Source organism: Streptomyces sp. NPDC004266 (genome assembly GCF_042874095.1).
In the GTDB taxonomy this organism is placed as follows: Bacteria; Actinomycetota; Actinomycetes; order Streptomycetales; family Streptomycetaceae; genus Streptomyces.
On record NZ_JBIAMM010000010.1, the window covers coordinates 99,437 to 112,688 of the forward strand.

Below are 13,252 nucleotides of genomic sequence, written 5' to 3' on the forward strand. Positions count from 1 at the left end.
TGTGCGCGGTGCCCCGGAGCTTTCGTACGAATGAAACCGGAACTAAAGCGTACGAAATTACTTCAGGCCGGGGTACAGCGGGTGCTTGTCCGCGAGGGCGGTCACCCGGGCCTTGAGGGCGGCGGCCTTGTCGGCGTCGAAGCCCGGCTTCAGGGTCTCGGCGATGACGTCGGCGACCTCGGCGAAGTCCTCGGCCTGGAAGCCGCGGGTCGCCAGCGCCGGCGTGCCGATGCGCAGACCCGAGGTGACCATCGGCGGGCGCGGGTCGTTCGGAACGGCGTTCCGGTTGACCGTGATGCCGACCTCGTGGAGGCGGTCCTCGGCCTGCTGGCCGTCGAGCTCGGAGTCGCGCAGGTCCACCAGGACCAGGTGCACGTCCGTGCCGCCGGACAGGACGGAGACGCCGTGGGCGGCGACGTCGTCCTGGACCAGGCGCTCGGCCAGCGCGCGGGCGCCGTCCAGGGTGCGCTGCTGGCGCTCCTTGAACTCCTCCGAGGCCGCGACCTTGAAGGAGACGGCCTTGGCCGCGATCACGTGCTCCAGCGGGCCGCCCTGGAAGCCGGGGAAGACCGAGGAGTTCAGCTTCTTCGCGAACTCCTTCTTCGCCAGGATGATGCCGCCGCGCGGGCCGCCGAGCGTCTTGTGCGTGGTGGAGGTCACCACGTCCGCGTACTCGACCGGGTTCGGGTGCAGGCCCGCGGCCACGAGGCCCGCGAAGTGGGCCATGTCGACCCACAGGTAGGCCTCGACCTCGTCGGCGATCCGGCGGAACTCGGCGAAGTCCAGCTGGCGCGGGTACGCCGACCAGCCGGCGATGATCACCTTGGGGCGGTGCTCCTTGGCGAGGCGCTCGACCTCGGCCATGTCGACCAGACCGGCCTCGTCCACGTGGTACGCGACCACGTTGAACTGCTTGCCGGAGAAGTTCAGGCGCATGCCGTGGGTGAGGTGGCCGCCGTGCGCCAGGTCCAGACCCAGGATCGTGTCGCCGGGCTGGGCGATCGCGAAGAGGGCGGCCTGGTTCGCGGAGGCGCCGGAGTGCGGCTGGACGTTGGCGTACTCGGCGCCGAACAGGTCCTTGATCCGGTCGATCGCGATCTGCTCGGCCACGTCGACGTGCTCGCAGCCGCCGTAGTAGCGGCGGCCCGGGTAGCCCTCGGCGTACTTGTTGGTGAGGACGGAGCCCTGGGCCTCCATGACCGCGACCGGAGCGAAGTTCTCCGAGGCGATCATCTCGAGGGTGGACTGCTGACGGCGGAGCTCGGCGTCGACGGCGGCGGCGACGTCGGGGTCCAGCTCGTGGAGGGGAGTGTTCAGAAGCGACATGAATCGATCCCTAGGGGTCTCGGGCCCGGTCTCAGTTCCCGGCGAACGCGGTGTACTCGTCGGCGGAGAGCAGCTCGTCCGGCTCACCCGTGACGCGCACCTTGAACAGCCAGCCACCCTCGAACGGAGCCGTGTTCACCAGGGACGGGTCGTCCACCACGTCCTGGTTGGCCTCGACGACCTCGCCCGTGACGGGGGAGTAGAGGTCGCTGACCGACTTCGTCGACTCCAGCTCGCCGCAGGTCTCGCCCGCGGTGACGGTGTCGCCGACGGCGGGGAGCTGGGCGTAGACGACGTCACCGAGCGCGTTGGCCGCGAACTCCGTGATGCCGACCGTCGCGACGCCGTCCTCGGCGGCCGACAGCCACTCGTGCTCCTTGGTGTAGCGCAGCTGCTGGGGGTTGCTCATGACCTGATTCTCCTGGATCGGGGGAGTGCTGATGAACGTGGGTCTTACGGGGTGAGACGAGGAACGAGACGAACGCGTCACTTCTGGCGCTTGTAGAAGGGCAGCGCCACGACCTCGTACGGCTCGTGGGTGCCGCGGATGTCCACACCTACACCCTGGGTGCCGGGCTCGGCGTGCGCCGCGTCCACGTACGCCATCGCGATCGGCTTTCCGAGGGTCGGGGACGGGGCGCCGGAGGTGACCTCGCCGACGACCTCGCCGTCCTTGACGACCTGGAAGCCCGCGCGCGGGACGCGGCGGCCCTCGGCGATCAGACCGACCAGCTTGCGCGGCGGGGCGGACTCGGCGCGCTCGGCGGCCTTCTCCAGCGCCTCGCGGCCGACGAAACGGCCCTCGTTGGTCGTCTTCTCGAACTTCACGACCCGGCCCAGGCCCGCGTCGAAGGGGGTGAGGGCGGTGGTCAGCTCGTGGCCGTACAGCGGCATGCCCGCCTCCAGGCGGAGCGTGTCGCGGCAGGACAGGCCGCAGGGGATCAGGCCGACGCCCTCGCCCGCCTCGGTCAGCGCCTTCCAGACGCCCTCGGCGTGGTCGGGCTTCAGGAACAGCTCGAAGCCGTCCTCGCCGGTGTAGCCGGTGCGGGCGATCAGGGCGGGCACGCCCGCGACGGTGCCGGGCAGGCCGGCGTAGTACTTCAGGCCGTCCAGGTCGGCGTCGGTGAGCGACTTCAGGATGCCGGGGGACTCCGGGCCCTGGACCGCGATCAGGGCGTACGCGTCACGGTCGTCGCGGACCTCGGCGTCGAAGCCCTCCGAGCGGGCGACGAGCGCGTCCAGCACGACCTGGGCGTTGGAGGCGTTCGCGACGACCATGTACTCCGTCTCGCCGAGGCGGTAGACGATCAGGTCGTCGAGGATGCCGCCGTCCTCCTGGCAGATCATCGTGTAGCGGGCGCGGCCGTTGCCCACGGTGGAGATGTTGCCGACCAGCGCGAAGTCCAGCAGCTCCACGGCCTGCGGGCCGGTGACGGTGATCTCGCCCATGTGGGAGAGGTCGAAGAGGCCGGCCTTGGTGCGGACGGCGTTGTGCTCGTCGCGCTCGCTGCCGTACCGCAGCGGCATGTCCCAGCCGGCGAAGTCGGTCATGGTCGCGCCCAGCGAACGATGCAGGGCATCGAGGGCGGTCAGACGGGGGGCAGTGCTCATGGGGTGGCTCCCGGGTCCCAAGGGCGTGATCGGTGACGAAAACACATGACGGGCGAGGACGTCCTCCCCATCTGTCATGGAACCTGAGAGGTTCACCGAGAGCATCTCGTCACCGAGAGATCGGCTTGCACCTTGGGTGGGGACACGGCGAGGCGTCCCGCTTTTCAGATCTGCCTCATCCACGCGGTACGGGGCCTGAGAGATTCAAGGGAGGGTCTTGCTCCTTCGGCGCCCGGACGCGCTCGGCGGTCCGGAACTCTCCCGCGCGGATTCGAGCGGCCGGTATGCGGTTGTGCGGCGACTGTGCGCGCCTGGCGCGCACATCATCGCACGCGGTGTCGGCGGGGCAAATCGCTTGCGCCCCATTACCATTTCTTTACACTTCATGGGCAAGGGTCTCCTCAGGTCTCCTGAGACCCGACAGGGGGAGAACGATGAGGATCCAGCACACCGGCGCGTACGCGGCGAGCACCGGCATACCGTCCCAGCGGGCCCGCGCCCGGAGCCGCGGACGCCTCCTGCGGGACCTGCGCGAGCGCGGGGGCCGCGGCCCCCGCTCCCTCGCCTTCGCCGCCGGCGACCTCGTCGTCGTCTCCGGGCTGCCCGGCAGCGGCAAGTCCACCCTGATGAAGCGCGCCGCCCGGGGCGGCGCCATCGACTCCCAGGACGTCCGCGAGCGCTGGGAGGCCCGCATGCCCCGCCTCCTGCCCTACGCCGTCTACCGCCCCCTGGTCCGGATCGCGCACTACGCCGCGCTGCGCCGCGTCCTGCGTTCCGGCGCGAGCGTGATCGTCCACGACTGCGGCACCCAGTCCTGGGTGCGGGCCTGGCTCGCCCGCGAGGCGAGACGGCGCGGCCGCGCCCTGCACCTGCTCCTCCTCGACGTCACCCCGGACACCGCCAGGGCCGGCCAGCACGCCCGGGGCCGCGGCGTCTCCGCGTACGCCTTCGGGCGCCACCGGCGGGCCGTCGGCCGGCTCCTGCGGGCCGCCGAGTCGGGCACCCTCCCGCACGGCTGCGCCTCGGTGACCCTCCTCGACCGGGCCGCCGCGGACTCCCTGCGCAGCATCGGCTTCCGGCAGGCCGCCTAGGGCCTGTCCCGGCCGTCCCGGGACGCCCCTACCCTTCCCTTCTGGCCACGGCGGCGCCGGGGCGGCGTTAGGGTGCTGCCGGGCGGCCGGTGCGGAAGGCCGCGCGAGAAGGGGAAACGCGACCGTGGACGTGACGTGGCCGGGCAACGAGCTCGAAGAGGTCCTTGCCGCCTCACTGGGCAATCCCGAGGCGGGAGCCCGCCTCGTCGAGGTGCTGGGCCGCAGTCCGGTGTGGGTGCCCCTGCCCAACGGCGGAGGCCCCGACAGCCAGGGCCTCGACCTCGCCACCATGGAGCTCGACGGCGCGGCCTACGTGCCCGTCTTCAGCTCCGAGCAGCAGTTCCGCGCCTGCGTCGGCGACCACGTGTCCTTCACCGTCGCCCCCGCCCGTGACTTCGCCCGCGGCCTGCCCCCGCAGCTCGGCATCGCGGTGAACCCCGGCGGCACCGTCGGCGTCCCGCTGCCCCCGCCCGCCGTCGCCGAGCTCTGCCGCGTCGGCCGCACCCCGCTCGACGGGCCCGCCACCGGCGGCCGCGTCCGGCTCTTCGAGCCCGACTGGCAGGACGACCCGGTCGACTTCCTCGCCGCCGCCTCCGCCGAGTTCGAGGCCACCGGCGTCGTCGCCACCGCCCGCCGCGCCCTCGCCAGCGTCGAGGGCACCGAACCCGCCCTCTTCGTCGGCGTCCAGCTGGGCGGCTGGGACGGCGTCGACCGGAACGCCCCCCTGGACGCCCTCGGCCGCGCCCTCGGCCGGGTCGAGGTCGCCTGGCCGGTCAACCTCATCCTGCTCGACATGGCGCAGGACCCGGTCGGCGACTGGATGCTGGAGCGGGTGCGCCCCTTCTACCAGCGTGGCGGCGCCTGAGCGGCCCCCTGTTTAAGCTGAACTGACTCGATCGCTGGACAGACGTACGTGGTGGACGGAAGAGGGGCGGGACCCAGGGTGAGCGCGTCAGGCACCGCTGCGACCGGAGGACGGGTCGAGCACATGCTGCGCCAGGTGGCACCCGGACGCTACGACGCGTACGAGCAGCTGCTGCACGCCCTCGCCGACGGCGAGCTGTGGATGCTGCTCTGGCAGGGCGCCCCCGGCTCGCCCGACGCCCAGTACGGGAACATGGAGGTCGACGGCTACGGCTACGCGCCGTGCGTCACCTCCGCCCAGGAGCTCGCCGCCTCCGGCTGGAACCGCGCCCACGAGCTCGTCACCGGTCGGGACATCGCCCGCGCCCTCTACCCGGACCGCTGGGGCGTCTGGCTCAATCCGCACGCCCCCGGCGGCGGCGTCGGCATCCCCTGGGCCGACCTGCGCCGGATCGCCACCGGTCTCGACCGGATGCCCGCCGGGCCGCTGCGGGTCACCGAGCCCGCCCTGGAGATGCCGCAGTTCTACGCCCTGCTCACGCAGAACGCCCACCGCACCCCGGCCGTCCGGGCGCTGCGCCGCGGCTGGGTGCAGCCGGCGCTCGGCTCCCCGTACCTCGTCATCGGTCTCGACCTGTACGACACGTCATCGGCGGCCGTCGACGAGGTCCGCTCGATGATGCGCCAGTCGATCGGCACCGTCCCCGACGGACTGCCCGTCTCGACGGTCGCGCTCTCCGACGCGTACGACCCGGTGGCCCTGTGGCTGCGGGCGAACGCGCGCCCCTTCTACGACCGCGAGGCGCACGCCGGGCGCGGCTCCGCCGCCGTGCCGGGGTACGGGTACCCCCCGCCGACGCCGTCCGGATACTGAGACGTCCCTCGTGTCCCACTTGTCGGCAAAGGCCTCCGGAGTCCGCTCCGGAGGCCTTCGTTCACCCCAATTCGACAGCTCGCGCCACCAGTTGCGCGACATGTCCGATTGCGGGCAAGAGGGACCCGGTTGGTCCGCTCACGTGATCGGGACGTCCGGATAACGGAAGTCGCAGCACCGCATCACGTTTGAGCAAACATTCCCCGTCAGGGCTGGCGGGTGATCGCGAGCACATTGAAGACTCCCCGGAACACAGGGCGTTCGGTTCCTTTCGAGCCGGTGTCCAGCAGGTTGTTCCACCGAGCCGCTACCCGCGGCGGGCAAGGGCCGGCTACCGGCGGCCGAGAGGGGTCCTCACCACGATGACGGCACCACTGCACGAGAAGAGTGCGGGCGAGGCGACCGCCACCGTCGACGGCGCGCCCGACGCTCCCGGCACTCCGGACAACCCCGGCGCCACGGGCAAGGCGATCGAGGGGCGTTCCCCCTGGAAGATCGCCTGGACCCGCCTCAAGCGCGACAAGCTGGCCCTCGCGGGTGCCTTCGTCGTCGTCTTCCTGATCCTCGTCGCGATCTTCGCGCCGGTCATCGTGGGCCTCCTGGGCCACCCGCCGGACGAGTTCCACGAGGACCAGATCGACCCGCTGTTCGGCACGCCGATCGGCTCCTGGGGCGGTGTCAGCGGCGACTTCCTCTTCGGCGTCGAGCCCGTCAACGGCCGCGACGTCTTCAGCCGGATCGTCTACGGTGCCCGGATCTCGCTGCTCGTCGCCTTCCTGGCGGCGGTCTTCGCGGTCTTCCTCGGCACGATCCTCGGCGTCATCGCGGGCTACTTCGGCGGCTGGATCGACGCCGCCCTCAGCCGGGTCATGGACGTCATGCTCGCCTTCCCGCAGCTGCTGTTCACGATCGCCCTGGTCTCGGTGCTGCCCAACCAGTTCCTCGGCCTGGACGGATCGGGCGTGCGCATCGCCGCCCTCATCCTGGTGATCGGCTTCTTCGGCTGGCCGTACGTCGGCCGCATCGTCCGCGGCCAGACCCTCTCGCTGCGCAACCGCGAGTACGTCGAGGCCGCCCAGAGCCTGGGCGCCGGCCGCTTCTACATCCTGCGCCGCGAGCTGCTGCCCAACCTGATCGCCCCGATCATGGTCTACGCGACCCTCATGATCCCCACCAACATCCTCACCGAAGCGGCGCTCAGCTTCCTCGGCGCGGGTGTGAAGCCTCCCACCGCTTCCTGGGGCCAGATGCTGTCGACGGCCATCACCACCTACGAGTCGGACCCGCTGTTCATGGTGATCCCCGGCCTCGCGATCTTCATCACCGTTCTGGCGTTCAACCTCTTCGGCGACGGCGTGCGTGACGCGCTCGACCCGAAGGGCTCCCGCTGACCGTTCGCCGACGACACGCAAGACCCGCCCCTGCCGCTGGCGACAGGAGGCCCACCCCAATCGGCGGACCGCCGTAACGGCCGCCACTATCCCGGAGGTTGCTGGACCCATGCTGAAGAGCTCTCAGCGCAGAATCGCCGCGGGCGCGCTGCTTGCGGCGGCCACGATGGTCGTCACCACCGCCTGTGGCGGCGGCAACGGCGACGGTGGCGGCAAGGGCAGCGCGGGCGCGGCCGGCTTCAACGCCGCCGTCAACAAGGTCGCCAACGCGTCCGACAAGAAGGGCGGCGAGCTGAAGTTCATCGGCTCGCAGGAGGCCGACTCGTGGGACCCGCAGCGCGGCTACTACGGCTTCGTGTGGGACTTCGCCCGCTACTACACCCGCCAGCTCGTCACCTTCAAGGCCGAGCCGGGCGCCGCCTCCACCGAGCTGGTCCCCGACCTCGCCACCGACGCCGGCAAGGTCTCGGCCGACGGCCTCACCTACACCTTCACCCTGAAGGACGGGGTCACCTGGGAGGACGGCAAGCCGATCACCTCCAAGGACATCAAGTACGGCATCGAGCGCATCTGGGCCCAGGACGTCATCTCCGGCGGCCCGATCTACCTCCAGCAGGTCCTCGACCCCAAGGGCGAGTACAAGGGTCCGTACAAGGACACCTCCGCGGACAAGCTCGGCCTGAAGGCGATCGAGACCCCGGACGACAAGACCATCATCTTCAAGCTGCCGGTCGCCAACGGCGACTTCCTGCAGATGCTGGCCATGCCGGCCGCCTCCCCGGTCCGCCAGGACAAGGACACCAAGGCCAAGTACGGCCTGAAGCCCTTCTCCTCCGGCCCGTACAAGTGGCAGTCGTACACGCCGAACAAGTCGATCAAGCTCGTCCGCAACGACAAGTGGGACGCGAAGACCGACACCGTCCGCAAGGCGCTCCCGGACAGCATCAGCGTCACGTTCACCACGAACGCCGACGACATGGACAACCGTCTGGTCGAGGGCGAGTACGACCTCGACATCAACGCGACCGGTGTCGGCGCCGCCGCCCGCCAGAAGGTGCTCCAGCAGCACAAGGGCAACGTCGACAACCCGCAGACGGGCTTCATCCGCTACGCGGTCTTCCCGCAGACGGTGATCTCCAACGTCGAGTGCCGCAAGGCGATCATCTACGCCGCCGACTCGAAGTCCCTCCAGACCGCCCGTGGTGGCCCGCAGGCCGGTGGCGACATCGCCACCAACATGCTCCCGCCGGCGATCAAGGGTGCCGACCCGAAGGCCGACCCGTACGGCAAGCTCTCCGGCGCCCCGGACCTGGCCAAGGCCAAGGAGGCGCTGAAGAAGTGCGGTAAGCCGAACGGCTTCAAGACCACGATCGCGGTCCGCAACAACAAGAAGATCGAGATCGCGACCGCCGAGTCCCTCCAGCAGTCGCTGAAGGCCGTCGGCATCGACGCCCAGATCGACCAGTTCGACGGCGCCCAGACCTCCGGCATCATCGGTTCGCCGAAGGTGGTCAAGGAGAAGGGCTACGGCATCATCATCATGGGCTGGGGCGCCGACTTCCCGACCGGTCAGGGCTTCCTCCAGCCGCTGGTCGACGGCCGCTTCATCCTGCAGAGCGGCAACAACAACTTCTCCGAGCTGAACGACAAGGCCATCAACGGCCTGTTCGACCAGGCGCTGAAGGAGACCGACCCGGCCAAGGCCGGCGAGCTCTACAAGCAGATCAACACGAAGGTGTCGGAGGCCGCGGTCTACCTGCCCTTCACCCACGAGAAGAACATCATCTGGCGCAGCTCCCGGCTGACCAACGTCTACACGGCGGACGCCTACAACGGCCGCTACGACTACGCGTCGCTCGGCGTCGTCAAGTAATCCGACCCGCTTCACCGGCGCACCACCCGCCGCCAGGTCCGAAGGGCAGGTGATGGCCGACGGCGGCGGCCGGGGAACCCGATCGGGATCCCCGGCCGCCGCCCGGCCGACCGCATGCTTGCATACATAGTCCGGCGACTCTTCTCAGTCGTCGTGATGCTGCTCGTCGTCACGCTCGTGACGCTCAGCATCTTCTTCCTCATCCCCAAGATGACCGGCAGTGATCCTGCCGCGATGTTCGTCGGCAAGCAGGCGGATCCGGCTTCCATCGAGGCCATCCGGCAGAAGCTGGGCCTGGGCGATCCGATCCTGGTGCAGTTCTGGCACTTCGTGTCCGGCATCTTCGTCGGCCGGGACTACACCGGCGGCGGCGACACCATCCACTGCGCCGCGCCCTGCTTCGGCTACTCGTTCCGCACCGAGCAGGACGTCTGGACCATGCTGGTCGACGCCTTCCCGGTCACCCTTTCCATGGTCCTCGGCGCCGCCGTGCTGTGGCTGGTGCTCGGCGTCTCCACGGGTGTGGTCTCCGCGCTCAAGCGAGGCACGATCGTGGACCGCGCGGCGATGATCACCGCGCTGGCCGGCGTCTCGCTCCCCATCTTCTTCACCGCCATGCTCTCCATGCTCGTCTTCCGCACGCAGCTGGGCTGGCTCAAGTCCTCGTACACCCCGATCACCGAGTCCTTCGGCGGCTGGTTCGGCGGTCTGCTCCTTCCCTGGGTCACGCTCGCCTTCCTGTACGCGGCGATGTACGCGCGGCTCACCCGCGCCACCATGCTGGAGGTCCTCGGCGAGGACTACATCCGCACCGCGCGGGCCAAGGGCCTGCCGGAGTCGGTCGTGCTCGGCAAGCACGCCATGCGCTCCACCATGACCCCCATCCTGACCATCTTCGGCATGGACCTCGGCGCCCTCGTCGGCGGCGCGATCCTGACCGAGACCGCGTTCAGCCTGCCGGGCCTCGGCCAGGCGGCCTTCCGGGCCGTCAGCGAGCGGGACCTGCCGCTGATCCTGGCGGTCACGCTCATCACGGCTGCCGCCGTGGTCATCGCCAACCTCGTGGTGGACCTTCTGTACGCGGTGATCGACCCCCGAGTGAGGCTCGCATGACGGACAAGCTGACGAAGACGGGCGCGGCCGTGGGCGAGCCCGTCGACACCGGGAAGTCCGCCCCCTCCGAGGCCTTCCTCGACGTACGCGACCTGAAGATCCACTTCCCGACCGACGACGGTCTGGTCAAGTCGGTCGACGGCCTCAGCTTCCAGCTGGAGAAGGGCAAGACCCTCGGCATCGTGGGCGAGTCCGGCTCCGGCAAGTCGGTGACCTCGCTCGGCATCATGGGCCTGCACACCGTCGGTCAGTACGGCCGGCAGAAGGCCCGCATCTCCGGCGAGATCTGGCTGAACGGGCGCGAACTCCTCTCCGGAGACCCGGAAGAGGTCCGCAGGATGCGCGGACGCGAGATGGCGATGATCTTCCAAGACCCGCTGTCCGCGATGCACCCGTACTACACGGTCGGCCACCAGATCGTGGAGGCGTACCGCGTCCACAACAACGTGGACAAGAAGACGGCGAAGAAGCGGGCCGTCGAACTCCTCGACCGGGTCGGCATCCCCGAGCCCGCCAAGCGGTTCGACAACTACCCGCACGAGTTCTCCGGCGGCATGCGGCAGCGCGCGATGATCGCCATGGCGCTCGTCAACAACCCCGAGCTCCTCATCGCCGACGAGCCCACCACGGCCCTCGACGTGACCGTGCAGGCGCAGATCCTCGACCTGATGCGGGACCTGCAGAAGGAGTTCGGCTCCGCGGTCGTCATCATCACCCACGACCTCGGCGTCGTCGCCGAGCTCGCCGACGACATCCTCGTCATGTACGGCGGGCGGTGCGTCGAGCGCGGACCGGCCGAGTCCGTCTTCTACGAGCCGCAGCACCCCTACACCTGGGGCCTGCTCGGCTCGATGCCCCGCATCGACCGCGAGCAGACCGACCGGCTCATCCCGGTCAAGGGCAATCCGCCCAGCCTCATCAACGTCCCCAGCGGCTGTGCCTTCAACCCGCGCTGCCCGTACGCGGACGTCCCCAAGGGCGGCGTCACGCGCACCCAGCGCCCGGAGCTGGCCCTCGTCGGAGAGCGCCACTACTCCGCCTGCCACATGCCGCAGGAGGAGCGCACCCGCATCTGGACCGAAGAGATTGCGCCGAAGCTGTGAGCGAGACTATGGAACCCCTCCTCAAGGTCACCGGCCTGCAGAAGCACTTCCCCATCCGGAAGGGCCTGCTCCAGCGCCAGACCGGGGCGGTCAAGGCGGTCGACGGGCTGGACTTCGAGGTCTACCCCGGTGAGACCCTCGGCGTCGTCGGCGAGTCCGGCTGCGGCAAGTCCACGATGGGCCGGCTGATCACGCGTCTGCTCGAACCCACCGGCGGGAAGATCGAGTTCCAGGGCACGGACATCTCGCACCTCGGCGTGTCGGGCATGCGCCCGCTGCGCCGGGACGTCCAGATGATCTTCCAGGACCCGTACGGCTCGCTGAACCCGCGCCACACGGTCGGCTCGATCGTCTCGGCCCCCTTCAAGCTCCAGGGCGTCGAGCCCGAGGGCGGCGTGAAGAAGGAGGTCCAGCGCCTCCTCGGCCTGGTCGGCCTGAACCCGGAGCACTACAACCGCTACCCGCACGAGTTCTCCGGCGGTCAGCGCCAGCGCATCGGCATCGCCCGCGCGCTGGCCCTGAAGCCGAAGCTGGTGGTCGCGGACGAGCCCGTGTCGGCCCTGGACGTCTCCATCCAGGCACAGGTGGTCAACCTCCTGGACGACCTCCAGGAGGAGCTGGGCCTCACCTACGTGTTCATCGCGCACGACCTCTCGGTCGTCCGGCACGTCTCGGACCGCATCGCGGTGATGTACCTCGGCAAGATCGTCGAGCTCGCGGACCGCAAGTCCCTGTACGAGAACCCGATGCACCCGTACACCCGGGCCCTGATGTCCGCGGTCCCGATCCCGGACCCGCGCCGCCGGGGCGTCAAGAGCGAGCGCATCCTGCTCAAGGGCGACGTCCCGTCCCCGATCGCCCCGCCGGCGGGCTGCCGCTTCCACACGCGCTGCTGGAAGGCGACGGAGCTCTGCAAGACCCAGGAGCCGCCGCTCCTGGAGCTCCGCCCGGGCCAGCGCGTGGCCTGCCACCACCCGGAGAACGCGGAGGGCGTGACGATCCCGGAGGCCCGCGCGTCGGTGGAGGTCACGATCACGAAGGCCCCGGAGACGGCGAAGGTTCCGAAGCCAACGGAGACCGAGGAGTCGACGGAGACCGTGGAGTCGACGGAGACCGTGGAGCCGGCGAAGGCCGCCGAGTCGACGGAGACCGCCGAGCCGGAGACCGAGGCCGCCGCCGAGGAGAACACCTCCGGCGAGTGACCGGCCACGGGTGACCGGACACGAAGGCCCCTGCCGCCACACGGCGGCAGGGGCCTTCGTCATGGGCCTCCGTTCCGTCCCCACCAGGACAACCGGGACAATGGGCCCGTGCTCCACGTCCATGATCTGTTCACCCCCTCCGTCCAACACGCCCTCGACCTCGTCGGCATCTTCGTCTTCGCCATCTCCGGCGCCCTCCTCGCCGTCCGCAAGAACTTCGACGTCTTCGGCATCGCCGTCCTCGCCGAGGTCACCGCCCTCGGGGGCGGTCTCTTCCGCGACCTGGTCATCGGCGCGGTGCCTCCCGCCGCCTTCACCGACCTCGGCTACTTCCTGATGCCGCTGGTCGCCACGGTCCTCGTCTTCTTCCTGCACCCGGAGGTCGAGCGCACCCAGGCCGCCGTCAACGTGTTCGACGCGGCGGGCCTGGGGCTGTTCTGCGTGACGGGGACGACGAAGGCGTACGACTACGGCCTCGGTCTGACCTCCTCCGCCGCGCTGGGGCTCGCGACCGCCGTCGGCGGCGGTGTGCTGCGGGACGTGCTGGCGAACGAGGTGCCGTCGCTGCTGCGCTGGGACCGGGACCTGTACGCCGTCCCGGCGATCGTGGGAGCGACGATGGTCGTGCTCTGCATCCGTTTCGACGTGCTCAACGGGTTCACGAGCGGTGCCGCCGTGATCACCGCCTTCGCGCTGCGCCTCTTCGCGATGCGCTACCACTGGCGCGCGCCCCGCGCCTGGAACCGCCGCTCCTCCGCGCGCGAGGAGGACGTTCAAAAAGCTACCGCTCAGTAGCTAGCTGCG

The 13,252-nt window shown here is 70.0% G+C and carries 12 protein-coding genes and 1 riboswitch; of the genes, 9 read left to right on the forward strand and 3 right to left on the reverse strand.

What is annotated here, in order from left to right; translation table 11 throughout:
• Positions 1-57: 57 nt before the first annotated feature.
• From glyA to gcvT, 3 genes are all read right to left on the reverse strand, one after another.
• Positions 58-1,326, reverse strand: coding sequence for a serine hydroxymethyltransferase (gene glyA / locus ACFYUZ_RS23765; protein WP_389312340.1), 1,269 nt, complete (start codon positions 1,324-1,326; stop codon positions 58-60).
• A 31-nt stretch (positions 1,327-1,357) separates the two neighbouring features.
• Complete coding sequence (gcvH, locus tag ACFYUZ_RS23770) at positions 1,358-1,735, reverse strand: glycine cleavage system protein GcvH (protein WP_389312342.1); 378 nt, start codon at positions 1,733-1,735, stop codon at positions 1,358-1,360.
• 77 nt (positions 1,736-1,812) lie between these two features.
• Positions 1,813-2,937 carry a glycine cleavage system aminomethyltransferase GcvT gene (gcvT, locus tag ACFYUZ_RS23775; RefSeq protein ID WP_389312344.1) on the reverse strand — a complete coding sequence of 375 codons (1,125 nt, stop codon included), beginning with the start codon at positions 2,935-2,937 and terminating at the stop codon, positions 1,813-1,815.
• Positions 2,938-3,111: 174 nt separating this feature from the next.
• Positions 3,112-3,211: riboswitch (glycine riboswitch) on the reverse strand.
• A gap of 160 nt (positions 3,212-3,371) precedes the next feature.
• Here gcvT and ACFYUZ_RS23780 point away from each other — a divergent pair.
• The 9 genes from ACFYUZ_RS23780 (at position 3,372) to ACFYUZ_RS23820 (ending at position 13,243) form a co-directional block, all read left to right on the forward strand.
• Positions 3,372-4,028, forward strand: coding sequence for an AAA family ATPase (locus ACFYUZ_RS23780; protein WP_389312346.1), 657 nt, complete (start codon positions 3,372-3,374; stop codon positions 4,026-4,028).
• A 124-nt stretch (positions 4,029-4,152) separates the two neighbouring features.
• Complete coding sequence (locus ACFYUZ_RS23785) at positions 4,153-4,893, forward strand: enhanced serine sensitivity protein SseB (RefSeq protein WP_389312347.1); 741 nt, start codon at positions 4,153-4,155, stop codon at positions 4,891-4,893.
• Positions 4,894-4,971: 78 nt separating this feature from the next.
• The gene (locus tag ACFYUZ_RS23790; protein ID WP_389312349.1) at positions 4,972-5,766 is read left to right on the forward strand and encodes an enhanced serine sensitivity protein SseB C-terminal domain-containing protein; all 795 of its coding nucleotides are present in this window, start codon (positions 4,972-4,974) and stop codon (positions 5,764-5,766) included.
• A gap of 362 nt (positions 5,767-6,128) precedes the next feature.
• A complete protein-coding gene (locus tag ACFYUZ_RS23795; protein WP_389312350.1) occupies positions 6,129-7,157 on the forward strand; it encodes an ABC transporter permease in 1,029 nt (342 codons plus the stop codon).
• A 109-nt stretch (positions 7,158-7,266) separates the two neighbouring features.
• On the forward strand, positions 7,267-9,030 hold the full coding sequence (locus tag ACFYUZ_RS23800) for an ABC transporter substrate-binding protein (RefSeq protein WP_389312351.1): 1,764 nt from the start codon (positions 7,267-7,269) through the stop codon (positions 9,028-9,030).
• Between the two features lie 114 nt (positions 9,031-9,144).
• Complete coding sequence (locus ACFYUZ_RS23805; protein ID WP_389312352.1) at positions 9,145-10,143, forward strand: ABC transporter permease; 999 nt, start codon at positions 9,145-9,147, stop codon at positions 10,141-10,143.
• Positions 10,140-11,246: an ABC transporter ATP-binding protein gene (locus tag ACFYUZ_RS23810; RefSeq protein WP_389312354.1), complete on the forward strand. Its 1,107-nt coding sequence runs from the start codon at positions 10,140-10,142 to the stop codon at positions 11,244-11,246. Before ACFYUZ_RS23805 ends, ACFYUZ_RS23810 begins: the two co-directional genes overlap by 4 nt.
• 8 nt (positions 11,247-11,254) lie before the next feature.
• Positions 11,255-12,448, forward strand: coding sequence for an ABC transporter ATP-binding protein (locus ACFYUZ_RS23815; protein ID WP_389312649.1), 1,194 nt, complete (start codon positions 11,255-11,257; stop codon positions 12,446-12,448).
• A gap of 108 nt (positions 12,449-12,556) precedes the next feature.
• The gene (locus tag ACFYUZ_RS23820; protein WP_389312356.1) at positions 12,557-13,243 is read left to right on the forward strand and encodes a trimeric intracellular cation channel family protein; all 687 of its coding nucleotides are present in this window, start codon (positions 12,557-12,559) and stop codon (positions 13,241-13,243) included.
• Positions 13,244-13,252 lie beyond the last annotated feature (9 nt).